The organism is Marinobacter metalliresistant (genome assembly GCF_038098645.1).
Taxonomy (GTDB): domain Bacteria; phylum Pseudomonadota; class Gammaproteobacteria; order Pseudomonadales; family Oleiphilaceae; genus Marinobacter; species Marinobacter metalliresistant.
On sequence record NZ_CP101118.1, the window covers coordinates 1,965,933 to 1,990,353 of the forward strand.

General features: G+C 59.2%; 19 protein-coding genes. 6 read left to right on the forward strand and 13 right to left on the reverse strand.

The annotated features are described in order from the left end of the window. Positions 1 to 2: 2 nt before the first annotated feature. The 7 genes from NLK58_RS09265 to NLK58_RS09295 form a co-directional block, all read right to left on the reverse strand. Positions 3 to 1,322, reverse strand: coding sequence for a TolC family protein (locus tag NLK58_RS09265; protein ID WP_341582601.1), 1,320 nt, complete (start codon positions 1,320 to 1,322; stop codon positions 3 to 5). Positions 1,323 to 1,733: 411 nt separating this feature from the next. After that, on the reverse strand, positions 1,734 to 3,101 hold the full coding sequence (gene ltrA, locus NLK58_RS09270) for a group II intron reverse transcriptase/maturase (protein ID WP_162893738.1): 1,368 nt from the start codon (positions 3,099 to 3,101) through the stop codon (positions 1,734 to 1,736). Positions 3,102 to 3,773: 672 nt separating this feature from the next. Next, positions 3,774 to 4,904, reverse strand: coding sequence for a hypothetical protein (locus tag NLK58_RS09275; RefSeq protein WP_341582603.1), 1,131 nt, complete (start codon positions 4,902 to 4,904; stop codon positions 3,774 to 3,776). Continuing rightward, a complete protein-coding gene (locus NLK58_RS09280) occupies positions 4,897 to 7,404 on the reverse strand; it encodes an FtsX-like permease family protein (RefSeq protein ID WP_341582605.1) in 2,508 nt (835 codons plus the stop codon). The genes NLK58_RS09275 and NLK58_RS09280 overlap by 8 nt, the downstream gene beginning before the upstream one ends. Further along, positions 7,401 to 8,087, reverse strand: coding sequence for an ABC transporter ATP-binding protein (locus NLK58_RS09285; RefSeq protein ID WP_117618238.1), 687 nt, complete (start codon positions 8,085 to 8,087; stop codon positions 7,401 to 7,403). Before NLK58_RS09285 ends, NLK58_RS09280 begins: the two co-directional genes overlap by 4 nt. A 9-nt stretch (positions 8,088 to 8,096) precedes the next feature. After that, a complete protein-coding gene (locus tag NLK58_RS09290) occupies positions 8,097 to 8,858 on the reverse strand; it encodes an outer membrane lipoprotein-sorting protein (RefSeq protein WP_227539489.1) in 762 nt (253 codons plus the stop codon). A 211-nt stretch (positions 8,859 to 9,069) separates the two neighbouring features. After that, positions 9,070 to 10,428: an IS1182 family transposase gene (locus NLK58_RS09295; protein ID WP_341582790.1), complete on the reverse strand. Its 1,359-nt coding sequence runs from the start codon at positions 10,426 to 10,428 to the stop codon at positions 9,070 to 9,072. Positions 10,429 to 10,749: 321 nt separating this feature from the next. On the opposite strand from NLK58_RS09295, the gene NLK58_RS09300 reads away from it, so the two are divergent. The 4 genes from NLK58_RS09300 to NLK58_RS09315 all read left to right on the forward strand — a co-directional run bounded on the left by NLK58_RS09300 (position 10,750) and on the right by NLK58_RS09315 (position 16,868). Next, positions 10,750 to 11,115 carry a hypothetical protein gene (locus NLK58_RS09300; RefSeq protein ID WP_117618239.1) on the forward strand — a complete coding sequence of 122 codons (366 nt, stop codon included), beginning with the start codon at positions 10,750 to 10,752 and terminating at the stop codon, positions 11,113 to 11,115. Positions 11,116 to 11,218: 103 nt separating this feature from the next. Continuing rightward, positions 11,219 to 12,460, forward strand: a complete 1,242-nt coding sequence (locus tag NLK58_RS09305) for a TolC family protein (RefSeq protein WP_117618240.1) — start codon at positions 11,219 to 11,221, stop codon at positions 12,458 to 12,460. 13 nt (positions 12,461 to 12,473) lie between these two features. After that, a complete protein-coding gene (locus tag NLK58_RS09310) occupies positions 12,474 to 13,655 on the forward strand; it encodes an efflux RND transporter periplasmic adaptor subunit (protein ID WP_341582607.1) in 1,182 nt (393 codons plus the stop codon). Between the two features lie 15 nt (positions 13,656 to 13,670). Next, entirely contained in the window at positions 13,671 to 16,868 is a 3,198-nt protein-coding gene (locus tag NLK58_RS09315; protein ID WP_117618242.1) for an efflux RND transporter permease subunit, read from the forward strand. A 131-nt stretch (positions 16,869 to 16,999) separates the two neighbouring features. On the opposite strand, the gene NLK58_RS09320 is transcribed toward NLK58_RS09315, so the two are convergent. The 6 genes from NLK58_RS09320 to NLK58_RS09345 form a co-directional block, all read right to left on the reverse strand. Then, on the reverse strand, positions 17,000 to 18,073 hold the full coding sequence (locus tag NLK58_RS09320; RefSeq protein WP_341582609.1) for a beta-propeller fold lactonase family protein: 1,074 nt from the start codon (positions 18,071 to 18,073) through the stop codon (positions 17,000 to 17,002). 53 nt (positions 18,074 to 18,126) lie between these two features. Next, on the reverse strand, positions 18,127 to 18,513 hold the full coding sequence (locus NLK58_RS09325; protein WP_117618244.1) for a DUF302 domain-containing protein: 387 nt from the start codon (positions 18,511 to 18,513) through the stop codon (positions 18,127 to 18,129). An 11-nt stretch (positions 18,514 to 18,524) separates the two neighbouring features. After that, positions 18,525 to 18,878, reverse strand: a complete 354-nt coding sequence (locus tag NLK58_RS09330; protein WP_117618245.1) for a hypothetical protein — start codon at positions 18,876 to 18,878, stop codon at positions 18,525 to 18,527. A gap of 157 nt (positions 18,879 to 19,035) precedes the next feature. Further along, positions 19,036 to 19,785 (reverse strand): copper resistance protein B, encoded by a 750-nt coding sequence (locus NLK58_RS09335; RefSeq protein WP_117618246.1) that lies wholly within the window; start codon positions 19,783 to 19,785, stop codon positions 19,036 to 19,038. Continuing rightward, positions 19,782 to 21,572 (reverse strand): copper resistance system multicopper oxidase, encoded by a 1,791-nt coding sequence (locus tag NLK58_RS09340; RefSeq protein WP_341582611.1) that lies wholly within the window; start codon positions 21,570 to 21,572, stop codon positions 19,782 to 19,784. The genes NLK58_RS09335 and NLK58_RS09340 overlap by 4 nt, the downstream gene beginning before the upstream one ends. 95 nt (positions 21,573 to 21,667) lie before the next feature. Next, on the reverse strand, positions 21,668 to 22,231 hold the full coding sequence (locus tag NLK58_RS09345) for a cupredoxin domain-containing protein (protein WP_341582612.1): 564 nt from the start codon (positions 22,229 to 22,231) through the stop codon (positions 21,668 to 21,670). A 200-nt stretch (positions 22,232 to 22,431) separates the two neighbouring features. Between NLK58_RS09345 and NLK58_RS09350 the strand changes: the two genes are divergently transcribed. Both NLK58_RS09350 and NLK58_RS09355 read left to right on the forward strand, forming a co-directional pair. Beyond that, positions 22,432 to 23,097, forward strand: coding sequence for a response regulator transcription factor (locus NLK58_RS09350; RefSeq protein WP_039881786.1), 666 nt, complete (start codon positions 22,432 to 22,434; stop codon positions 23,095 to 23,097). Beyond that, the gene (locus NLK58_RS09355) at positions 23,087 to 24,418 is read left to right on the forward strand and encodes a sensor histidine kinase (protein WP_117618250.1); all 1,332 of its coding nucleotides are present in this window, start codon (positions 23,087 to 23,089) and stop codon (positions 24,416 to 24,418) included. The genes NLK58_RS09350 and NLK58_RS09355 overlap by 11 nt, the downstream gene beginning before the upstream one ends. The last annotated feature ends 3 nt before the right edge of the window (positions 24,419 to 24,421 follow it).

A 24,421-nucleotide genomic window follows, 5' to 3' on the forward strand; every position in this document is an offset into this window, starting at 1 on the left:
GGTCAGTCCTGATAGCGAGTCTGTGAAAGTGAAGGTACTTCGGAAGAGCCTGAGGTCAGGTAACGGAAACTGGCGAAGTTCCGGGCCCGCTCCGCCGTCATCCCGATCAGCTCAATCTTGGCGTTGAGATCGTCGATCCGCGCACGTACGGCTTCGGCGAAATCGCCGTCGTCGTTGTTGTAGGCGGTCAGTGCGGCCTCGGCCTGCTCTTCCATTTGCGGCAGCAAGAACTGCTGGTATATCCCGATGCGGTCATCAAGTCGTTTAACCCGGGCAAGGGCTGAACGGGCCCTTGCCTGAATCACGCGAAGCTGCAAAACTCGCTCTGTCTTTTCTGCTTCGAGCCGGGCCGCTGAGGCGTTCAGCTTCCGGTCCTGGAGATTGCCGGTAAAGAGCGGGAGATCAAAACCAATCCCCACGGAGAAGAGATCCGCCCGGTCCTGCCCGCCGGGCGCGCGATCCCGGTACCCATATTGCGCAGAAACCGTCCATTCGGGCTTGTAAGCCTCGCGGGCAAGATCCACATCAATGGCCCGGGCCTTGATCTGCTGATCCGTGGAACGGATCAGGGGGTGACGGATAAGGGCGTCCGCACTGGTTTCCGACCAGCCGTCCCGAAGCGCTGTCAGCAGTTCGGGGGGCACCGTTTCGGTTACCTCCAGCGAGGCATTTTTCGACCCGATCCACTCACCCAGAGCTTCCTGACTTGATTGCAGCTTCAGCCTCAGGTCGGTCAGCCGGTCATCCAGGCGCGTAAGCTCCAGGGTGCCCCGGACAACGTCCTGCTGCCGTGAGATCATGGTGGCGGTTATGTAACCTGCCTCGGCTACGTCGGACAGCTGCTCGAATAGATCCCTGTTATCCTCAATCAGACCGATGCTCTGTTGTGCCTCCCACACATCAAGCCAGAGGCGGGTCACCGTTTCCACCACCCTGGCGCGCCGGTTCTCCCTCTGAAAAGGTTGCTCCCCCGCCAGCTCTTCCTTCCTGTCTCGCGACAGCTGCAGGCTGTCGCCGCGCGGAATCCGCTGTATGAGTCCGACCGTGGCCTGGGTCATCGCTTCCTGCCCGGTGTCGAACGTATCCACGGGAAGATTCGCGGCGCCAAGTGTCAGTCGCGGGTCCGGCAGGGCCCCCTCGGCAATGGACTCCTCCAGTAATGCCTCCTGTATCTGGGCACTCTGGCGAAGCCATGGATCGTATTCAATGGCGGCATCAATCACATTCGCCAGTTGAAGTCTGGGCTCCGCCCAACCGGGCAGGCTGGTCAAAACCAACGCCCCGAAGATGGCGGATCTGAAATAGCGAGCAGGAATAGCCAAGGGTAGGTCTCCACAGAAGTCTGTTAATCTGTTCAGGTACGCGATGCTAAATCTCAAACCTGAACTCTAACTGAACTTACCTGGGTTTTCAGGATATTTTGATCTGGCTCAATTTGTGTTTCATGTGATAAAAATCGAGAGAATCTTTGGTTTTTCATTAACTATTCAGAATCACTCCGAAAACTGATGCTTTAAAAAACTCATCAGACAGGAGCGGCAATTATTTTCTGAATATAAAGCCTTTACCACCAGCCCAACAATGTGAAATACCTGAGGGTCTCAGTGGTATGGCACATAAAGGCGAGCAAGCACATTGCAGCGCAATCGGGATAGGGGGGAGCCACTAGACTCCGCCCCTCCCACACCACCCGGCAAGCGGGTCCGCACCGGGCGGTTCGAGGCGTTGAGGTATCACGAGAGACGCGGCACGCCCAACCGATCAAAGTAGGCAATCGTCAGCACGTTGTGAATGGCAGACCGACTGTTATGCCACCAGCGACGGCTCAGGGCCGCCACTGATTCCGCAACCCAGGGACTCGCGCCAAGGCGCAGCAGTTCCCGGTAAATGGTCCTGCCCCGCTTCCACTGTTTGAGATGCAAGGCTCTTAGGCGACGGCGTAACCACTCATCCAGCGACCGCCAGATGCGTGGCGTTTGCGCCAGCCGGAAGTACCCTTTCCATCCCAACAGGTAGCTACGGAGTTGCTCTACCACCTGCTCAATACTGCGCCCTCCGTTGCGTCGGGTCAGTTGCCTGATCCTCCACTTGAACGCCTGTAACGCCTTGGCTGATACCGCGCGCCGGACGTCTCCGTCCCTCGTCTGCCATAAGGCATAGCCGAGGAACTTTCGACCGAACGCACTGGCGACTGCGCTTTTGGATTCGTTGATCGTCAAGCGCAATTTGCCGTAACAGCGACGCAACAGTCGCATCACTCGCTCACCGGCTTTCTGACTGCGTACGTAGACGTTGCAGTCATCGGCATAGCGGGCGAAGCAGTGGCCCCGGCGCTCCAGTTCCCGATCCACCTCGTCCAGCAGGACGTTCGCCAATAAAGGCGACAGAGGCCCGCCTTGCGGCGTGCCTTCGTGTCGCTCAATGACGACTCCGCCATCCATAATGCCCGCATTCAGATACGCCCGAACCAGCCGGATGACTCCGGTGTCGTTCACACGCGGCTTCAGACGGTCGATCAGGATGTCGTGGTTGACCCGGTCGAAGAACTTCGACAGGTCGACGTCCACCACGATGTGGTGGCCCTGCTGGGCATAGCGGTGTGCAGCCAAAACCGCATCCTGAGCCCGACGGCCCGGGCGGAAGCCGTGGCTGTGCTCGCTGAAGGTTGGATCGATCAGAGGTTGCAGCACTTGCAACAGTGCCTGTTGAATCAGACGGTCGGTCACGGTGGGGATACCCAGTTCCCGTTCACTTCCGTCCGGTTTCGGGATGCCTACCCGACGGACAGGCTGAGGCCGATAGCGACCTTCCAGCAATTGTTGCCGGAGATCCGGCCAGGCCCATTGCAGGTGTTCGGCTGTCTGGGCAATGTCCAGACCGTCGATACCCGCCGCTCCCTTGTTGGCCTTCACGCGCTTCCATGCCCGTTGCATATTCTCTCGTGCGAATACCTGCTCAAGCAGGCCTCGCCCTGCGCCCTCCGGTTCTCGTCGCGGGAGTCCTGTTTCATCGCTGGTCACATCTGGCAAGGCTTCACCTTCCCGCTCCGTAACCCGCCCCGCTGGCGCGGGCATCTGATGCCGTACAATGCTCATCGACAAGGCGTTTGACGCTCCTTCTCGTTCGGCCCTTCGTTCCATTCCGGAAACTACTATGGCCTCTGCTGACTTCTCGCTCCGTGTTGCCACGTTGCCCTTTCAGGCATAAGGCGAGATATCCCCGGGTAAGAACACACTCCTTCACCGCACAACCGCCGGATTTACGCCGCATCGCCTTGGCCACAAGAGCTTCGCGGCTTCTAGCCCGCTCGCCCTGCTCGGCAGCGCCTTATATCCGATTCTTGTTCATCGGCTCACGGTTTACGCTCCACGCTTCCTCTCCACAGTTGGTCGCCCTTCCGCAGTTGCGCTTCACTTCGTTCGCTGTGGCCAGCTTACGGGAGGACTTGCACCTCCAGGAGTGCGCCCATGCCGGGCGCACTAAAAAAGCCGCAGAGGCTTCTGCGGCAAGGACAAACCTGAGATAACACAAAGGACAACCGTGTCAGGTACGATGACTGCCCGATGTACTGCAAAGTAAAACACAATACCCTGAAACAAACCTGAATTTCTGACACCTCTTAAAAAAAGATGACCGTCGAGTGGCCTATACACTAAATAACTGCTCATTAAACCGCCACACGATTCATTTGCTGAAATGTACATATAAAGGAAAGCCTGGGCAGAGTGATACTTCTTTGATTGTGGGCGCCAAAATACGACCAGACAGAATATTCAGAAGTACCATTGCATCTCCACCAATCCCAGAGGCTCAAGCGTTCCATACTCGCTGGTGTCGTTACCACCAAACCATTGGGCTCCGGCTGTGAGATAGATTTCCTGGTTGAATGGAAGCGTCCAGGTGGACCGGGGATAGAGTACCCAGCTTGCATCATCGACATTGCGGATGGCCACTACCCGGTACTGCCAAAACGGATTGATATCCTGCCATGCGAGCAACCCGGTATAATGGCGCCCGGCATAGAGCGGATCTGTGGACAGCAGGTTTCCAAGGCCAGAGTTTCCCGACGGTACGGGCCGGCCATTGTAGAAATATTCCAGTGCCAGATTGAACCCATTGCGAAACGACCAATTCAGATCCGCCACTCCCTGCCAGTAGCTGTCGCTGGCGTCCGGGTCGCTCCAGACGAATTCCGTGCGCCAACCGGTGCCGATCACCGAGCCACTGCCGTCAAAGCCTATCCTGGTGACATCGGCAAACTCACCTGCCATCAGCCCGGCATCTACACCACCAATATAGCGCTTGACCCGGGCTGCCGTACTGGCCTCGCCGTCATTGTGTTGCGGGGCATGGACAGCGCTAATGCGTCCCAGGGCTCCCCAGGGTTTGTCCCAGAGAATTGCGTCCACACCCACCCGTTCATCCGGCTCCAGTTGCAAGGGGCTGACAGGATTGAGGATGTCCATCGGGTTCCAGATCAGGGCCGTGGACCAGTTCACCTGCTGGCGCCCGAAGCGGAAATCACCGGCCGGCGACCGCCACTGCACCGTGCCACGATAGAGCTGGTGACGCGCCAGCAATGTCCCCGACTCGTGAATATCCCCCTGCAGATCCCAGTAGCGAGGTTCCGGAGCATCCCTGAGCAAGGCGAACTCCGGGCTGTCCAGAAAACTACCCGAAACCAGTTCCAGGTCGTAGGCCGCGTCCACAATCCAGTCCTGATATCGATATCGGGGGTTCAGACGCAGGCGGGTAAGGTTCGAAACGTAGCGATCACCGTCGATCAACGAGCGCGAGCCGACGCTGAGATTCTTCAGCGATCCGGACTGGCTGAACCCGGCCTCAACACCTGAAGCCAGCATCAGGCAGACCAGCCCCGGCGCCACTTGCCAGCGCCTAGCCATGATGAATGGCCTCGACCGGATCCAGCCGCGCCGCTCGCCATGCCGGATACAGCGCCACCGTCACCGAACAGAGAAACAGCAGCAGGCTGGGCAGCCAGACATGATCAAACATCAGCACCGGATAGACCCGGTCGGTAATGCCCGGAATGGTTTCCAGCGCCCCGCTGATCGAGGACAGGTCAATGCCGGCCTGGTTCAGCCAGTAGACCAGCGCACCGCCCGCCAGGGTTCCGGCCACCATGCCCAGCACCGCCAGAAAGAACGCCTCGAACACAATCGTCAGCAGCAACTGGGCACCTCGGGTTCCCAGTGCCAGCATGACGCCCAGTTCCCGGGTCCGCTCCATCACCGACATCACCATGGTATTCATGACCCCGATGGCCACCACGACAAAGACCACCGACAGGATGAGATAGAAATCCACCTGGCTCATTTCCACCATCTGGACCACCACCGGCAGCAGGGTTTCCCAGTCCTGGGCCACCAGTCCGTCCCCGCTCAGCGACTTGTTCAGGGTGCGCGCCAGCGCGGCGCTCCCGGCGCGGTCCGACAGCCGCAGCGCGATCCGCGAGGCTTCGTCCCCCTGCAGGCTGCCCAGGCGACGGGCGGCCTCGATATCGACAAACGCATACTCACTGTCGAACAGGTCACTTCCGGTACGGTAGATACCGCGAATCGCCTGAGCGCCGGAGGCCAGGTCGCCGCCGGCCTGTTGTACCGTGATGACCAGTTTGTCGCCCAGCCGGGCATCCAGCTCCTCAGCCAGCTTTCGGCCAATCACGACCCCCTGGTCGCCTGGCTGAACGTAGGCTCCCTGCTCAATATAACCGGCAAGTTCGGTGACGGCCCTCTCCTGTTCCGGCGCAATACCCACCAGTTCCACTGGCAGACTTTTCCCCGGATTCGCCACCATGGCACGAAGCACCACCCGCGGCGCGGCGGCCTCCACTTCAGGGCGCGCCCGCAACTGCCTCAGCAGCGTCGGGCTGTCGGCGATGCGCAGAGCTGGCGACAGATCGACGGCGTGTCCCGCTTCCATCACCTGCACGTGCCCGCTGAGCTGCTGGGTCGAGTTCTGGATCATCTGCTCGAAGAAACCATCGGCGAAGGCGTACAGGAACAGATAGGCCGCCAGCCCAAACGCGGTGGCGGAGCCGGTAATCACTGACCGTCTCGGGTTGCGGAACACCGAACGGAGTGCCATTTGCGCGAAAATCAGCAGCCGGTGATCGGACGTCACCTGCCAGTGAATCCGGCGGATGCGGTTGATCACCTTGCGCCTGGCTCCCATCGCCTCCAGCGGACTGTTGCGACTCGCCTTCCAGGCCGGGAGGGCGGCCGCCAGCAAGGCTACCGAGACCACCACAACGCCAATCACCACCAGACGCTGGAATTCAATGGTGGGATAAACGATGCCGCTGAGCCCCGGCATGGTATCCATGGCCTTGATATAGGCGCTGAAATCCAGCCCATACCTGCCGAAATAGCCGGTCAGCGACAATCCCAGCACCAGCCCCAGCAGGTAGCCAAGGCCGGCCAGAATCGTGGTTTCCAGAAGCACCAGCCAGACCACACGGCTGCCGGGTGTACCCAGCGCCAGCATCACGCCAAACTCCCGGCTACGCTCCAGTACCGACATCAGGATGGTGTTGACGATACCGGCGGCCACTACCACGAACACCACGAAGATCACGATATAGGCGACGGCGTCGTGAAAGGCCACCATCTGCACCAGCGATGGCATCAGGGCCGGCCAGCCCAGGACCTCCACGTCGTGGCCCTGCAGCCGATCCCGCACGGCGCCGACCACCTGGTCGAGCTGGTCGGCATCCTGTACCCGGGCCGCGATCTCGGTAAACCGCCCCTGAAAGGCATACAGCGCCTGGGCCGAGGCCAGGGGCATCTGGGCCAGGAAGCCATCAATGCGCTTGATGCCGGTCTCGAACACGCCCACCACCTCGAACCGGTCGGCGCCGATGGAGCCGTCCGCCGCCTGCACCACCAGCACCAGCTCGTCGCCGGGGGAGACATCGAGGGCACTGGCGGCGTCCACGCCCACAAGGATCTCATTGCCGGCGGCCAGATAGCGGCCGCGGACAATCGACCGGTCGAGCCGGGTGACCCTTGGCTCCGTCGCGCTGTCGACGCCCATCACCTGCAATGCCCGTGACTGGTCCGCTCCGCTGGCCAGGGCATGCCCCATCACCCTGGGCGTGGTTGCCGCCACACCGGTTACAGCCGACACCTCCCCGGCAAGATTCCGACGCTCGGCCAGGGCGATGTTCATTTCCCGATCGTCATGAAAGCCGCGCTGATGCACCTTCAGGTCGCCGGTTACATAACCGGTCATGTTATTGATCATCTGGGCGTTGATGCCATCGATGAATGCCCAGATAAACACCAGCCCGCCGACACCCACGGCCACCGACAACAGTGTGATGGCCGTGCGCCGGCGATTGACCCGGAGATTGCCAAAAGCCAGCCGTAACCACGCCATCATGGCCGTCGCTCCTCACGCTCGACACGGCCATCCCGGAGATGGATTATCCGCCGTGCGCGTTCCATCACCATCGGGTCGTGGGTGGAGAACACAAAGGTAATGCCGTGCTCGGCATTGAGCCCTCGCATCAGGTCCAGAAGGGCCGCGCCGGTGGTGGAGTCGAGATTGGCCGTAGGCTCGTCTGCCAGGACAATGGCCGGCTTGCTGACAATCGCCCGGGCCACCGCGACACGCTGTTGCTGGCCGCCGGACAATTCATGGGGCAGGCGCCGCTCCAGTCCCTGCAGACCGACCTCCACCAGAATGCGCCCGGCCTCGGCGCGGCGCTCCCGAAACGGCACTCCGCGAAGCATCAGCACATATTCGACATTCTCCTGCGCCGACAGCACACCGATCAGGTTGTACTCCTGAAACACAAAGCCGATCTTCCACAACCGCAGAAGGGTCCGCTTCTTGCGGCTGAGCCCGGTGATTTCCTCACCCGCCACCTGGATACGCCCGCTATCCGGCTCGTCCAGGGCTCCAATCTGGTTCAGCAGGGTGGTCTTGCCCGACCCTGACGGGCCCACCAGCGTTGTGAACTCACCGGCGTCGATGGCGACCGACACTTCATCCAACGCCTTGACGGCAATCGAATCCTGACGGTAGATCCGCGACGCTTTCTCCACATTGACGATGCTCATACCGGGCCCTCACTGTGGGTTGCGCAGGCGGCGCAATGAAAACAGCGCCTCATCGAGCGGCAGGTCGAATTCGATGGACTCAATCGTGATCACCGTGCGGGACTCGGGGTTATCGGCGTCCACCATCGTCCAGCGGGTGGGAATGCGGCGCCCGCCCATGGTTTCGATCTGGTCATAGGTCATGCGCTTGACGACCTGGTCGCGCTCGCCATAGTAAGCAGCCGACACCGGGATAGCATCGGCGCGGATCCTGAATTCCAAACGGCTCCACACCACCGGCGCGTCGGGCCGGGGCGTCGAGACGATCCGGTACACAGGCACCTCGCCCGAATCGTCGGTCTCGACCAGCTCATGGGTGTAGTCTTCAACGAACGAGCTTTCCTTGACCAGATCGTCGTTGCTGAAGTTTGAACCCATCCAGGGCTGCAGCATCATCGATGGCGGGATCTTGATGGTGCGATCAACCTTGGGCAGGTAATTCCACATGGCATCGCCGATTCGCAGCGAGCCAATGCCAGCCTCTTTTTTGGGCGCGTGAATGCGGATCAGCGTGTACTCCGGGCGGTCCATCCAGGCTTCCAGTTCCAGAGTGCGGGTCCAGTACTCCGATTCGATCCGCATGGCGAAACGGCCGTGATTGCTGTCGGACCAGAGGGTGTCCTCCATGCCGGCCACCAGTTGTTCAGCATCCGGAGCCTGGGCCAATGCCCGGAAGGAATAGACCGCCAGGGTCAAAATGAGTGCAGTAAGGGTAAACGATTTGTGGCTCATACGCGTTCTCGGATTGTCTGGTTATCGTTATTTTCTGCTTATTGTTGCTTTCTAGCAGCCTGTCGGACTTGCACCTGACAGGCGTTATTTAAAGTTGTCTTGTTCGCTTGGCTTCCCGAGTTTGGCCGTTAGTGGTCATCAGAGAGTCCAGGTTGGCCTCTATGGTACCTTGAGGTGCACCAGATCGGCCTTTGGGCGGGTGAAAAGGCCCTCACTGCGCCATTTTCAACACGCTCATCCGCTTCACATTCCACGCCAGCGTGGCTAACGTCCACTCGCCCGCAACCTTCTCCAGTCCCCTCATCGAGAACTGTCTCAAGCCCATCACCTGTTTGATAATTCCGAACACGGGCTCCACCGTTTGTTTTCGCAGTGCATACAGTGCTCGTCCGGACTGGGTTGTTAACTGGTGTTTCATCTGTGTCACTGGGTCGTCCGTGACAGGCGCCGGATCATCGGGTGCGAACCGATCAAACACGGATAAGTGGTGTTGATCACGCGCCACCGCCAGTGACGGCCGGATGTTTTTCTCCCTGCACGCCTGGACATTGGCTTTGCTGAAGTACCCTGTATCGGCCAGCAGATCCGTAACGGTGCCGAGAGCCTTCGGCAACGCTCCTATCCGGGTGATGGCTGGAACGATCTGTTGTTTGTCGTTTGTCGCCTGGGTCATGTGCGTACTGATAACCAGCATCGTCTCGGTATCCACCCCGGCCTGAGCGTTGTAACACTGCTCAAAGCCGCCGCCGGAGACGGGCATGATGCGCGATTCTTCATCAGTCAGATTCACCTGATCGGTATCCCGAGGGCCGGGCTGCGGTGGTTTAGGCGCCCGGCCCCGAGGCTTTTTTCCGGCGTCCCTCTGGGCCTGCCGTTTGGCCTGTTTTTGCTGGTAGTCAGCCTGCTCCTGTTCAAAGCGCTCTTGCGCTCGTGCCTCAATCGCCCGCTTCGCTTCAGCCAGTGCTTCCAGCCGGGATTCACGCCGAGCGATCTCAGCGGGGATATCCATACCCTCAACCACCGGCACCTGATCTGCCGCCTCAGCTTGGGCGGCAAGTGCGCTCACTTCCGCTTTGAGTTGTGCCTCGATCTTTTTGGCATGTGCATAGGACAATGCTTTGTGCTTACTGGCGTTTGCTTTCACCTTGGTGCCATCCAGAGCGATCCGGCCCAGCTTCACCAGATTCATTTCCCGAGCCAGCAGCAGAACCTGGACAAACAGAGCCTCAATCTGAGGAAGGAAGCGCCGGCGGAAGGTGGCAATCGTGTCATGGTCAGGATGCGTGTTGGCCGCCAGATAACGGAATGCAATCGAGTCGTGGGTGGCTCGTTCAATTTTGCGGCTGGAGAAAACGCCGGTCGCGTATCCGTAAATCAACAAGCTGAGCAATACGGCAGGATGATGGGCCCGCGAACCGCGCCCCGTGTATTGTCGGGTGAGCGCAGACAGATCGAGTTGATCAACCACTTCAACGACAAACCGGGCCAGGTGATCCTCCGGCAACCAATCCTGAATGGAAGGGGGAAGCAGAAAGTCAGTGTCCCGATCGGCAAGTACAAAGTGTCCCATCATTGAAGTCCGGTTGTGGCCCGTGTTGTATTGATTATCTCACTTCGATACTGCTTGGTTAAGTCCGACAGGCTGCTAGCAGGTATGAGTGCTCAAAGGTCAAGCAAATAGTCCGGTTGCTGCGGAAGAACCGACAAATTTAACAGTTTTAGGCGAAACGGCCGGACCCGATGCTGGAAATTATAGCCAAAATCAGGCCAACCCGTTGGCATTGTTGATGTTTTAATCTTGTTTGGAGCGGCAGCGGGATCTCGTCTATAATCCGATGGTCTTTCGACACTCGTGTAGTGAGCCTGCCCGCTTAAGGATTTCTCCGTTCTCATGATCCGCCATTATTTGACCTGTTTACTGGCTTTACTGATTGCCCTGCAATCGGCGGTTGCCATGGCGGACACCCATAGGTTTCATCAATCGGGGACGGAACACCTGGAATTCGACCATACGCACCCGCCCACTGATACCCCGAACAACAGCCAGCTCGCCAAGCAGACCGCCAACCAACCCGACCTGTCTTTATACGATTGTCGCCATTGCTGCCATTGCCATGGCCAGGTCCAGGGCGCAGTGGTCCTGACCGGAGCGGCTTCACACCTGGCTGTCTTGCTCTCAGGAAACGGCCAAGCCGACTATCAGGCCAACCTCACCTCCGGCATTTTCCCTTCCCTGTTCCGCCCTCCCATCGCCTGATTACATCGCAAAAGCGCGTCACCAGCCGCTGTAGCCCAGGGCTACAGCACCACAATGGCATTTATTCCAGGGTGATACATCATGGAACCGCAGGACTATCATTATGAGACGATTTGACTGGCCCTGGCAGGCCTTGCTGAGCGCGTGCGTGCTTGTCCTGCCCCTGCTTGCCCACGCACAAACTTCCGGCTGGGACGCCTGGCTGGCATCCCAGGTACAACAACACCCTGACGTGCTCGCCGCTCGCGAGCAATGGCTGGGTTCCAACGCCAGTGCCGATGCGGTGGAGCAGCCTATCTACAACCCGGAGCTGTCCACCGATCTGGAGCGTAATGGCGACGACGACAACTACCGCGTCGGCGTTCAGCAGACCATCGACTGGTGGGACAGACGGGGCGCAAGACGGCAGCAAGCGGGCTATCTGCGAAGCGCTGCCGAAGCGCTGTACCGGCAACGAGTACTGGACAAGACCGCTGAGGCGGTGGCCGCGCTGGTTGAGTGGCAGTCGGCCAGTCGCGCCGCGGCCATTAGCCAGGCGCAACAGGAGCAACTCAACACCCTGCTCGAACTGGTGGAGAAGCGCCAGCAGGCGGGTGATCTGGGCAGCATCGATGCCGAACTCACCTTCCTTTCCCTGTCGCAACAGTTGGCCCAGGTCGCCGAGGTGGAAGCCACCTTGCAGAGGGCTGAAACCAGGGTACGCGAGCTGCTGCCGCGGTGGACCCCGGAGCGGGGCGGCATTCCCGATGATTTCTGGCCGTCCACGCCAGGCCCTGTCCCGGATCGGGAGCTGCTGGGGCATCCGGCGGTGGCCAGCGCGCACGCCCGCTGGCAGTCGCTGAAGGAGGAAGCCGAGGTGACACGGCGTAGCGCCCGGGCGGAACCGACCGTTGGGCTCAATGCCGGTCGTGATGAAGGCGAGAGCGTTGTCGGGCTGACCTTCTCCATCCCGCTGAATGTGCGCAACAACTTTCGCTTTGAGACCCGCACCGCCGAACGCGCCGCGCTGGAGGCGGAAGCCCGCTTCCAGGCCGTTTACCGCAAGCAGCGTTTTGACTGGCAAGCCGCCTACGCCGCCTGGCAGCGCTATGAACAGCAATACCGCCGTTGGCAAGACGTCGTCCGGGGGCGGGTGGAGAACAGCGCCGAACTGCTGGAACGCCAGTGGCGCAGCGGTGACCTGTCCACCACCGATTATCTGCTGGCCTTGAATCAGCGCGCCGAGAGCCTGCGTTCAGGCATCGAATTGGCAACACAGACACGGCTTGCGCTCACCGAGGTGCTCCAGCAATCGGGCCGCCTGATGCGCGCGACTATGCCCGCAACAGCGCCAACGAATGAATAACAGGATGACAAATATGAACAAAACACTGACAGCTCTTCTGGTCGCTGGTCTTGCGACAGCAACCGCAAGCCTTGCCAGGGAATCTGAGTCGGGGCATGCCCACGAGTACGAGAAAACCACGCCTGCCGCAGCCCATGGCGATCAGGGTGAAGGTGACGATCACCGCGAGGAAAGTCACGGGGAAGCCGCTTCCACGTCCTTGAATCCCGCGCAGATGACGCGGGCGGATATCCAAGTGGAGGCCCTTGCCGCCAGCCCGGTCGATTATCGGCTTTACGCGCCGGGGGAAGTCCTCTCCAACGGCTACACCAGCTACCGGGTATCACCCCGGGTAGCATCAGTCGTGCTGCGCCGACACGTCGCACTCGGTGATCACGTCAAGCAAGGTCAGTCTCTGGTCACCCTGTTCAGCGAGAGCGTGGCACAGGCACAAGCCGGCTACCGCACGGCCTGGTCCGAGTGGCAAAGGGTGCGGGAACTGGGGCGTACAACCGTGGGGGAACAGCGTTATGTCAGCGCCAAGGCCAGCCTTGAGGCGGCCCGGGCAACGCTGCTGGCCTACGGCCTGTCCAACTCGGATCTGCAATCGCTGGCGTCACCGCAATCCGTGGCATTGGGAGAATATACCCTGCGCGCCGAAATCGATGGCGCAGTGCTTTCCGACGATTTCGAGCAGGGCCAACGTATCGAGGCGGGCGCACCGTTGATTGCGCTGGCGGATGAAGAGCAGCTCTGGGTGGAAGCCCACCTGCCCGCTAACCTCTCCCTGACCCTGGGTGCCGGAACACAGGCCGACGTCGTAACCGGCGATGTACGCGCAACGGCCGCGGTCACGCAGGAGGCCCACACCATCGATCCCATCACCCGCACCCGCACCGTGCGCCTGCTGGTGGACAATCCGGAACACCGCCTGCACCCGGGCCAGTTTGCCGAGGTGTATTTCCGGTTCCGCACGCAAAAACCCGTGCTGGCGGTACCGGAAACCGCGCTGATGCGCTCAGCGGACGGGGACTGGACGGTATTCGTGGAAGACCATCCCGGCGAGTTCCAGCCGGTGGAGGTCGAGTTGGGCCGTGCACTCGGGCAGTTACGTGAAATCACCGGCGTCCGGCCGGGGACCCGTATCGTAACCAGGGGCGCGTTCTTTGTTGCCTCGCAGATCGCCAAGGGCGGCTTTGACCCCCATAACCACTGAGCAGCAGGAGACCCCATGTTTAACCGAATCATTGATTGGGCGGTCACCAACCGGTTGCTCGTGGTAATAGCGCTTATCACACTGACGGTCAGTGCCGTTTTTATTATTCCCAAACTGAACCTGGATGCCTTTCCGGATGTGACCAACGTGCAGGTGTCGGTGAATACCGAGGCGCCAGGGCTCGCCGCCGAAGAGGTGGAGCAGCTCATAACTTACCCCATCGAAGCAGTGATGTATGCCCTGCCTGACGTCGAGGAAGTGCGCTCCATTTCCAAGACCGGCTTGTCTGGCGTCACCGTGGTATTCAGGGGCGGCACGGACATCTATTTTGCCCGGCAACTGGTGTTTGAGCGGCTTCAGGCCGCCAGGGAGCTGATTCCCGATGGGGTTGGCACGCCGGAAATGGGACCGAATACCTCCGGCCTCGGTCAGGTCTATCAGTATCTGCTGGTGGCCGAACCGGGCGCAGGTTTTGATGCCATGGCCCTGCGCAGCCTCAATGACTGGGTGGTAAAGCTGCTGCTGATCCCGGCCGAGGGCGTGACCGATGTACTCTCTTTCGGCGGTGAGGTGCGCCAGTACCAGGTCAACCTGAACCCATCCCGGCTATTGGCTTACGGCCTCAGCCAGGACGACATTATGGCGGCGCTGGAGCGCAACAACACCAATGTCGGCGGCTGGTATATGAACCGGGGCCAGGAGCAACTGGTGATCCGGGGTACCGGCTGGCTGGATCATGGCGGGCAGGGGCTGGAGCAGATTCGCCAGGTGCCGCTGAAAACCGTGGACGGCACCACCATCACCGTAGCCGACGTGGCTCAGGTGGCGCTGGGCAGCGAGATCCGCCAGGGCGCGGTGACCATGACTCGCAAAAATGCCGTCGGCGAGGTGGAGAATCTCGGCGAGGTGGTGTCCGGAATCGTGCTCAAGCGCATGGGGGCCAATACCAAGGCGACCATCGACGGAATCAATGACCGCATCGGGCGTATCAACCAGGCATTGCCCGAAGGTGTCCGCTTCGAGGCATTTTACGACCAGGCCGATTTAATCACCCAGGCGGTGCGGACCGTCGTCAATGCCCTGTTGCTGGCTTTCGTTTTCATCGTGGTGATCCTCGCGCTGTTCCTGATGAACCTGCGCGCCACTTTTCTGGTGTTGATCTCAATCCCGATCTCAATTGGTATCGCCTTGATGGTTATGTCGTGGTTTGGCCTGTCAGCGAATCTGATGTCCCTGGGAGGGATCGCGGTGGCCATCGGGATGTTGGTGGACGGCTCTGTGGTGATGGTGGAGAACATGTTTAAACATCTGACCCACCCGGATGCAGAGCATGAAACCCATAGAAAAGCGCTGGTGAGTTCCGATGACGAAGACCCGGCTGATGCAGCCCATGACCGCCACGGCATTGCCTTGCGCCTGCAGGAGGCCGGCAAGGAGGTGGCCCGCCCCATCTTTTTCGCGACCGCCATCATTCTGGTGGTTTTCATGCCGCTGTTCAGTTTCGAGGGTGTCGAAGCCAAGCTGTTTCAACCCATGGCCATCAGTATCATGCTGGCCATGCTCTCCGCGGTTTTGGTGGCCCTGATCATCGTGCCGGCATTAGCGACCTACCTCTTTCGCAGCGGGGTCCGGCAACGCGAGAGCTTCGTATTGAGGCCGCTCGATTTGCTCTATCGCAAGGGTTTAACCTGGGCGATGGGGCACGGCAAACTGGTGGTGGGTATTGCCGTTGTCATGGTGGTGTCCGCCGCGCTGGTCCTGCCCCGCCTGGGCACCGAGTTCGTGCCGGAACTGGAGGAAGGCACCATCAACCTGCGCGTGACACTCGCCCCCTCCTCCAGCCTGGACACCGCGCTGGAAGTGGCCCCCAGGCTGGAGGCCATGCTGATGGAGTTCCCGGAGGTCACCTATGCCCTGTCGCGTATTGGCCGGGCTGAAATCGGTGGCGATCCTGAACCCGTCAACAATATTGAGATATATATCGGCCTCAAACCGGTGCCGGAATGGACCAGCGCCGACAACCGCTATGAACTCCAGTCGTTGATGGAGCAGAAACTGGAGCAACACCCGGGCTTGCTGTTCAACTTCTCGCAACCTATCGCAACCCGCGTGGATGAGTTGCTGTCGGGTGTCAAAGCACAGCTTGCCATCAAACTGTTTGGGCCTGATCTCACCGTGCTGGCCGAGAAGGGCCAGGCCATTGAAGCGGTGGTTAAGGAAATAGCAGGTGCCCGCGATGTGGCCATGGAACAAATCGCCGGTGAGTCGCAACTGGTGGTGAAACCGGATCGCCGTGCCTTGTCCCGTTACGGCCTGGCTGTGGGCGACGTGATGGAGCTGGTGCGCGAAGGGCTGGGTGGCGCCAGTGCCGGCCAGATCATCAATGGTAACGAACGCTACGATATCTATGTCCGCCTCGCCGAACGTTTTCGCGAGAACCGCGAAGCCATTGCCGACCTGCGCTTACAGGCCCCGTCGGGTGCCTGGGTGCGCCTCGGAGATGTGGCCGCGGTCGGTATCGCATCGGGACCGCCACAGGTGCGTCGTGATGACGTACAGCGCCGGGTGGTGATACAGGCCAATGTCCAGGGGCGCGACATGGGCAGTGTGGTCGCAGATATTCGTCAGGCGATTGCCGGGCAGGTGGATCTGCCAACCGGCTATTCCGTGGATATCGGAGGCCAGTTCGAGAACCAGCAGCGGGCCCAAAAACGCTTATCACTGGTGGTGCCGGTTTCGCTGGGACTGATCGCCTTGCTGCTCTATTTTGCCTTTGGCTCGGTTGGCCAGGCCATGCTGATCCTGGTGAATGTTCCGCTGGCCGTGATTGGCGGCGTATTTTCACTCTGGGTTTCCGGCCAGTACCTGTCAGTGCCCAGTTCCGTGGGCTTCATTACCCTGTTCGGTGTCGCCGTGCTGAACGGGGTCGTCATGGTGGAAAGCATCAACCAACGGATTGCGGACGGTCTGACCATTGCCGATGCCGTGTTTGACGGGGCCGTTTCAAGACTTCGGCCGGTGTTGATGACCGCCATCACCTCGGCGCTGGGGCTAATCCCCATGCTGCTCTCCAATGGCGTTGGTGCGGAAATACAAAAGCCTTTGGCCAGTGTCATCGTGGGCGGGTTGGTGACAGCCACGTTTTTGACACTGTTTGTCTTGCCGGTGTTGTTTGCCTGGTTTTCAAAAGGCAGGTTAAAGGACAGGGAATAAACCTTTGAGCCTGCTGCTGCCGTTCCGGTGGCGGCAGGCCTGTTTGCCATCAATCCACGCGGGGTATACCCGGGTATCCGCCCGCCATGGTCGGGTTATGGGTCGCCGGTTCAGGCCCTGCGCCGGCCCGGTCAATGAGACTGGATCGAAATCTGATGGCCGGTGCCATTCAGCGCAATCTCGTCAATAATTTCAAGGGATGCCGGATCGAGCACCCAAAGCCTGCCTTCGGCACGACTGGTAACCAGCAGGCGGCCATTGCCGGGAGATACCGCCAGATGGTAGGGGGCCGGCGCCAGTGACACGCTGTGGCGGGTCCCGCTGGCAAGATCGATCCGGACGACCCGGTCGCCGCCCTTACTGGTTGCGTACAGTATCCCGCCGTCGGCGCTCAGGCCAACGCCATGAGATTCCGCCCCGACATCATACCTTGCCGCCACGGCGCCTTTGGAAAGCTCCAGGGCAACAACCTGGCCCGCGTCGACATCATTGACATAAAGCCGTTCGTTGCCGGGGGCGAGCACCATATGCTCCGGACTACCGCCAACCCGAAGATTGCGTTTGACGAACCAATGCCGGGTATCCACTTCGCTGACCGTGCCGTTGCCGGTATTGCTGACCAGCAGGGACTGACCGTTGTCGGTCGCTGCCAAGTAGTTGGGCGCCGGGCCCGTCGCCACGGTTTCAACCAGCTGTCCGGACTCCAGGTCAACCACACTGATACCGCCGCCCATGGGATGCGTGGAAACAGCGTAGCGACCGTCAGGGGTCACCAGGACATGGTGCACCGGCCCAGGCACCTCCAGCGTGCGGGCAATCGCGTTCGTGGAGGTATCGACAACATAGATCCGACCGGTATTGGCGTCTTCCGGAGTTGCAGCGGGCGCATCGCCCCCATGATGGGCGGCATGTTCGTCTTCCGTCACGCCCTCCGGGCGACTGACCGGTTCCTGGCTGTCGTGAGCGGTCAGGCTGCCGGCAACCAGATAGCGGCCATCGGGTGTCAGTGCCGAGCCATGGGTATTGATGGTCCCGCTGATCGTCGACGTTATCTGGTAACTTTCCAGATCAATAACGCCCACGGAATCCGCCGTCCCCATGGGTACGAATGCCCGGGCACTGTCTCCCATCGCCGTCAGGGATAGGCTCATCAGGACAGTGGCTACCAGCGAGGAGCGCCACCGGTTACGCGCCTGGAGTTTCATAAAACCACCTCCTCAGGTCAGGATACAACGGGAATCAGATCTCTCTCGGTCACTCAAATCGATTCAACAACCTTTAAAAGCATTTCCCTGACTTTTCCAGCAACCTGCTTGAGCTCGTCGTTATCAATAGCGGTCATGGAAGCCACGGGGTCTATCGCGCTGACCTCGATACCCTCCACAACTTCGCGAAGAATGACGTTACACGGCAGCATCGCGCCGACACGAGGCTCCACGCCAATGGCTTCCCAGGCCATACCTGGATTACAGGCCCCGAGAATCCGGTACGCAGACATATCCTTGTCCAGCTTTTTCTTCATCGTGGCCTTGACGTCAATTTCCGTCAGCACCCCGAAGCCGTGATCGGTAAGCGCCTGACGCGTTCGTTTGTCCACCTCCTCGAAACCCACATTGCTGACAAGTCGATTGATAGTGTATGACATACAACCTCCTGTTATTTTTTCATGGGTGGAATTTTAGAACAGCAAAACGGCTCATGCTTGGCATTGGCCCGGACGTTGTCGTCCGTATAGCGATACCACGCCAGTTTCCGCCGGGTCCACCAGCCCGCTTTCAACCGGCCTCCATGGAGCTCGATCAGCTCCAGCAGCTCATCGGTGGACCAATGGGTCCCATCGAAGGTGACATGCAGCTGGTTGCCCGGTTTGCGCTCGGCAAAATCGACGCAGGGATGGTGGTTGAGTTCGTGGATAAAATCGTCCCACTCACTCTCGCCAAGGTCTTCGACGGTCAGTTTTCGGCGCAACAGAAACTGCGCCTGATTACTTGCTTTGTGTGCTTTGGTCATGGGAGTGCACCTCGTTGCCTCGCTACCTACCCTCTATCACACCATGCCAACCTGAACTGCGACTGAATACAGGTGGAAATTCCAGGTGGACTTGACCCAGATCAAAGTGTAGACAGAAACGGGCCCGGGGAGTATCCCGGGCCCGTCAGCCCCACGATCAGAACGCGATGCGGGCGCCGATCACGGCAAACCAGTCTTCCGTACCACCGCCCCCGGCTTTGGCGAAATCCGCGGTATCGCCGTACTTGCGCTCGTGCACCACACCCACATAGGGCGAGAACGTGCGGTCAATCAGGTCATAACTCAACCTGAGGCCGGTTTCGGTGGACACCAACCCCTTGCCGACGCCAATTTCCCGGTCCTCGCTGAACGCTACCGTCGCATCCAGAGTCGCATACAGGATCCAGTAGTTGGTCAACAGCCACTCGTATTCGGCATCCAGGTCGGCGGATGTGTCGCCCTCGTCACTCATGTACAGGTTCGCATCGATCTCAAACCACTGGGGCGCCAGCCCGACAACACCGAGCACCGCGTACGTCCGGTCCGGACCCTCGGGCGTGTCGAACCGGACGCCGGCTTTGGCATCAAAGAACCTGGAAATCGGCACCTGCCCCACCAGCTGATTTTCCAGTGATTCGTAGGCCCGCTCCTCCAGGCTGTACTCACCTTTTGAAATCCACCGGAGTTTCAGATCGTCGGTGCCGTAGAAGGAATCCGCATCCCAGACTCCCAGCTCCTCATCATCGTCACTGTAGCGGTATTCAAACTCCTCCAACTGCACACCCCAGGTCGTGAGCGGCTGCTTACGCGCGGTGGTGTCGGAAATCATCTCCTGAGCCGCTAACGCGGTTGGGAAGCCGATCGAAACAAGCAGGCTCACGGCACCCAGGAATCGGATACGGCTCATGCATCACCTCCTTCTTCGGTCGTGGCGTCTGCCTTTGCCTGAGCCGACTCCGGGCCACCCTCAACAATCACCTTGCGGAACATACCGGCTGCCGCGTGATAGGACAGGTGACAATGGAAGGCCCACTGCCCGGGTTCATCAACCTCGGTTTCCATATAAACTGTGGTTCCGGGCTGTACGCTGACAGTGTGCTTGATGGGATTCCACTGGCCTGCACCGACCTCGAGAATGGACCACATACCGTGAAGGTGCATAGGGTGGGTCATCATGGTTTCGTTCACAAACTTGAAGCGGACTCGCTCACCGTACTGGAGACGAATCGGATCCGCATCCTCGTACTTAACGCCGTTGATGCTCCAGATATAGCGCTCCATGTTGCCGGTCAGTCGAAGCTCGATTTCCCGGGTCGGTTCCCGGTCTTCATACAGCGGGTTTTGAGCTTTCAGGTCTGCATAGGACAGGAATTTGCCGCCATTCGCCGCCACGGGCACAAGGCCACTGCCCTTCGCGTAGAACGGATCGCTCGCGCCACCTTTGGGCATCTCCATGGAATCGTGGTCCATGCCCGCCATGCCCGCCATGCCCGAATGATCCATCTCCTGCATGTTCGAATGATCCATACCGGCCATACCGGAGTGATCCATCCCCTTCATGGACGGGTCGCCCATACCGGACATGCCGTCGGTACCGCTCATATCCATACTGCCGTGGTCCATGCCCGCCATGCTACCGTGGTCCATACCGGGCATGCCGCCCATATCGGCCATGGTCAGGCGCGCAGGCTCACGCAGTTGGGGAACGGCGGCTTCCATTCCTTCTTCCGGAGCCAGCGTTGCTCTTGCATAGCCCGAACGGCCCATGGACTCAGCGAAGATGGTGTAGGCCTGCGCCTCCCTGGGGCGGACAATCACATCGTAGGTTTCTGCCACGCCGATCCGGAATTCGGCGACATTGACCGGCTGTACGTTATTGCCGTCTGCCTGCACAACCGTCATATCCAGGCCGGGAATCCGAACGTCAAAATACGTCATCGCCGAGGAGTTGATGAAACGCAGCCGGATGCGCTCCCCCGGTTCGAAGAGGCCGGTCCAGTTCTGCTCCGGCCCCTTGCCGTTGATCAGACCGGTAAAGCCCTGCAAGTCCTCGACATCCGCTTTCATCATGCGCATGTTACCCCAGGCCATCCGGTCCCGGACCGTATTCATCAGGCCATTTTCAGAAACGTCCGAAAAAAACTCACCCACCGTTTGCTGCTTGCGGTTGTAGTAATCGGGTATCATTTTCAGGTTCCGCATGATGCGGTCACCGGAGTGCGGGTGTTTGTCGGTCAGCTGAACCACGTACTCACGGTCGTAACGGAACGGCTCACGCCCCTCGGGTTCGATGACAATGGCACCGTAAGCACCGTCAGGCTCCTGGAAGCCGGAGTGGCTGTGAAACCAGTAGGTACCCGTCTGCTGGATGGGAAACTGGTAGGTAAAGGTTTCTCCCGGCTTGATTCCGGGGAAACTGATACCGGGCACGCCGTCCTGATCGAAGGGAAGGATCAGCCCGTGCCAGTGAATGGAGGTCATCTCATCGAGGTTATTGGTCACATTGATGGAAACCTCTTCGCCTTCCCTGAAGCGCAGAACCGGCCCGGGGGATTTGCCATTGTATCCGATACCCGTTTTGACAAAGTCGCCGGTATCGATTTTTACCCGATCTACTGTCAGGCTGTATTCCCCTGCCAGGCCGATCACCGGCAACAGCAGAGCCGCAAGGCCTGCCAAAAGGGTTGTGTTCATGGTTTTGATTTTCCCGACTACGTAACAGTCTATGAGGAATGCCCGCCAGGCCGAGGATTTCGCCGGCGCGGCGGGTACGATTGATCAGAAAGGGATCAGTCGAAATCCACTTCGCCATACATGCCGGCCTGATAGTGCCCGGGCACGTTGCAGGCAAACTCGATATCGCCTTTATCGGAAAACTTCCAGACCACTTCCCTGCTCTGTCCCGGCTCCAGCAATACGCTGTTCGGATCGTCGTGTTTCATGGCCTTGCCATTCCCCATATCCATTTCCATCATGTCGCGATTGAGCGTGCCGCCCTGGATAATCCCGTGCTCAACCATCATCATCATTTCCTTCTGATGGGCTTCGTGCATGGCGGGCGTGCCGATATTGAATTCGTGAACCAGGTTACCCTTGTTCTGTACCACGAAGCGCACGGTTTCCCCGGGCTTCACTTCAATCGAGTCCGGCTCGTAGTAGTTGTCATGCATTTCCACGGTGATTGTCCGGGAGGCTTCCGAGGCCTTTCCCGGTTCGCCGTTGCCGGCACCGTGTCCACCGCCGTGCCCGCCACCATGACTGTCGCCATGCCCGTCACCGTGAGCACCCGCTGCAAACGCCGTTGCGGACATCGAGATCGCGGCTACCGCAACCAAGAACTTTGATGCTTTCATCCCATCTTCTCCTGTAGTGATTTATAGTAAACGCCATGTGGCGTCTTGCCCCGAAAATTGAGCAATGTCCAGAATCGGTTGATACCATCACTCACCAACCTGAATTCTTGCTGAAAATACCAAAATAATTATTATTCAGGCTGAGTTCAGGCGTTTCAGCGAGACTGCGCCGGTCATATTGCCACTGAAAAGGAACAACTATGCGATTACTATTGGTCGAAGATGATCGTTTGCTTTCACAAGGCCTCACACGCCAATTAGAGAAATCAGGGTTCAGTGTGGATGCCGCCTACACGGCGAAAGAGGCTATCGTTCTTGGCGAGCAGGAGGATTACCGGATAAGCATACTGGATCTGGGCTTGCCCGATGGTAACGGTCTGGATGTGCTGAAAAAATGGCGAGCGAACCGCGTCAGCTTTCCTGTATTGATTTTGACTGCAAGGGACGATTGGCATGATAAGGTCAATGGTCTAAAGGCCGGGGCAGACGACTACCTGGCCAAGCCCTTCCAGACCGAAGAGCTGATCGCCCGCCTTAACGCCATAGTGCGTCGAAGCGAAGGAAGAGTCCATTCCCTGGTAAAGGCCGGCCGCTTTGAATTGGACGAGAATCGCCAGAGCCTGAAACTGGAGGGAGGCACGGAACACCCCCTGACAGGCACCGAGTTCCGCCTGTTGCGCTGCCTGATGAGCCGGCCTGGCCAGGTTTTCTCGAAAGAGCAGCTGATGGAACAGCTTTACAACCTTAATGACAACCCGAGTGAAAACGTCATCGAGGCCTATATCCGGAGGCTAAGGAAGCTGGTAGGCCCCAAAACCATCTCAACACGGCGCGGCCAGGGGTATCTGTTCAACGATGTTTCATAGGAAACCAGCGTCAGTCAAGGGAACTCTGCTTGCCCTGCTATTGCCGGCCAGCATTGGCCTGATGGTTCTTGCGTGGCTGGTGCACGGCTTGTTGCTGGAACGGATGTCCAGGGAATTCGTTGAAAGCAGGCTCAAGGACGAAGTCGCGTTCCTTGTACACCAGATTCGCACGTCGAATGGTCGCGTGGATACGCTCCAGACCGGTGATTACTTCCAGGATGTCTTCCATCACGCCTTTGCCATACGGTCGCCCTCCGGGACAATCATTTCGCCCGAGGCCTGGGCGCCTCTTTTAACGCCCTTGATTGAGTCCGGCAATGACGGAACCCTTCGGGTGCACGACACAGAAATAGCTGACGCACCCTCGGATATCCTTGCCTATCGAAAATCCTTCCAGGTAGGCGAAACGCCTATCACTGTGATTGTCTCCGAGGATCTCGGCGCATTGAAACGCAGTCAGGCAGAACTGCATGCCTGGACTGCCATCGTCTCCGTTTTGCTGATACTGCTTCTGGTCGCCGTGATCTGGTTCGGCATTACCCTATCCATGCGCCCTGTTGTAACACTCAAGGCTGCACTAAAAAGGCTCCAGGATGGCAAAATTTCGCGTATTGACGTCCAGTCTCCCGAGGAGTTTCAGCCCCTTGTGGAGCAGCTCAACCAGTTGCTCGACTCTTTGGATCAGCGACTGGAGCGCTCACGAGACGCCCTGGCAAACTTGTCCCACAGCGTTAAAACACCCATCGCAGCTGTCCGGCAGATTCTGGACGACAAAAGCCACCCTCTAAACAACGATCTGAGACACCAGATGGCAGCCCGGCTGAATGACATCGACAAACAGCTTGAAGCGGAAATGCGGCGCAGTCGTTTCGCCGGCCCGCAGGTTGGAAAAAGTGCGTACCCCTTGAAGCAGGCCCGGGATCTTCTTTGGATGCTAGGCCGTTTGTACCCGGAAAAATCCTTTGAGCTGTCCAGCGCCCTTCCCGAGGAAAGCCGCTGGCCGGTTGAAGAGCATGATTTGAACGAGATCCTGGGAAATTTGCTGGATAACGCGGGAAAATGGTCGAACGGTTACGTTGAACTTTCCTTATCACAAGACAACGGGTTAACTCGCATGGTCGTGACCGATGATGGCCCAGGAGTCAACGAAAACGAAATGACCAGCCTGGGTCAGCGCGGGCTACGTCTGGACGAACAAACACCGGGGCACGGCCTTGGGCTCGCCATAGCGAGAGAAATCGTTGAGCGTTACGGTGGGCACGTTACCTTCTCAACAGCTTCTGGTGGTGGCTTGCAAGTGACTGTCGAGATTCCTAATTGACCC

Bases quoted from the DNA above. Each gene is read 5' to 3' on its own strand.
- NLK58_RS09325 (WP_117618244.1), bottom strand. From the start codon at position 18,513: ATGTCATACACTATCAATCGACTTGTCAGCAATGTGGGTTTCGAGGAG.
- NLK58_RS09330 (WP_117618245.1), bottom strand. From the start codon at position 18,878: ATGACCAAAGCACACAAAGCAAGTAATCAGGCGCAGTTTCTGTTGCGC.
- NLK58_RS09350 (WP_039881786.1), top strand. From the start codon at position 22,432: ATGCGATTACTATTGGTCGAAGATGATCGTTTGCTTTCACAAGGCCTC.
- NLK58_RS09335 (WP_117618246.1), bottom strand. From the start codon at position 19,785: ATGAGCCGTATCCGATTCCTGGGTGCCGTGAGCCTGCTTGTTTCGATC.
- NLK58_RS09340 (WP_341582611.1), bottom strand. From the start codon at position 21,572: ATGAACACAACCCTTTTGGCAGGCCTTGCGGCTCTGCTGTTGCCGGTG.
- NLK58_RS09355 (WP_117618250.1), top strand. From the start codon at position 23,087: ATGTTTCATAGGAAACCAGCGTCAGTCAAGGGAACTCTGCTTGCCCTG.
- NLK58_RS09285 (WP_117618238.1), bottom strand. From the start codon at position 8,087: ATGAGCATCGTCAATGTGGAGAAAGCGTCGCGGATCTACCGTCAGGAT.
- NLK58_RS09300 (WP_117618239.1), top strand. From the start codon at position 10,750: ATGATCCGCCATTATTTGACCTGTTTACTGGCTTTACTGATTGCCCTG.
- NLK58_RS09345 (WP_341582612.1), bottom strand. From the start codon at position 22,231: ATGAAAGCATCAAAGTTCTTGGTTGCGGTAGCCGCGATCTCGATGTCC.
- NLK58_RS09310 (WP_341582607.1), top strand. From the start codon at position 12,474: ATGAACAAAACACTGACAGCTCTTCTGGTCGCTGGTCTTGCGACAGCA.
- NLK58_RS09320 (WP_341582609.1), bottom strand. From the start codon at position 18,073: ATGAAACTCCAGGCGCGTAACCGGTGGCGCTCCTCGCTGGTAGCCACT.
- NLK58_RS09290 (WP_227539489.1), bottom strand. From the start codon at position 8,858: ATGAGCCACAAATCGTTTACCCTTACTGCACTCATTTTGACCCTGGCG.
- NLK58_RS09295 (WP_341582790.1), bottom strand. From the start codon at position 10,428: ATGGGACACTTTGTACTTGCCGATCGGGACACTGACTTTCTGCTTCCC.
- NLK58_RS09315 (WP_117618242.1), top strand. From the start codon at position 13,671: ATGTTTAACCGAATCATTGATTGGGCGGTCACCAACCGGTTGCTCGTG.
- NLK58_RS09275 (WP_341582603.1), bottom strand. From the start codon at position 4,904: ATGGCTAGGCGCTGGCAAGTGGCGCCGGGGCTGGTCTGCCTGATGCTG.
- NLK58_RS09280 (WP_341582605.1), bottom strand. From the start codon at position 7,404: ATGATGGCGTGGTTACGGCTGGCTTTTGGCAATCTCCGGGTCAATCGC.
- NLK58_RS09305 (WP_117618240.1), top strand. From the start codon at position 11,219: ATGAGACGATTTGACTGGCCCTGGCAGGCCTTGCTGAGCGCGTGCGTG.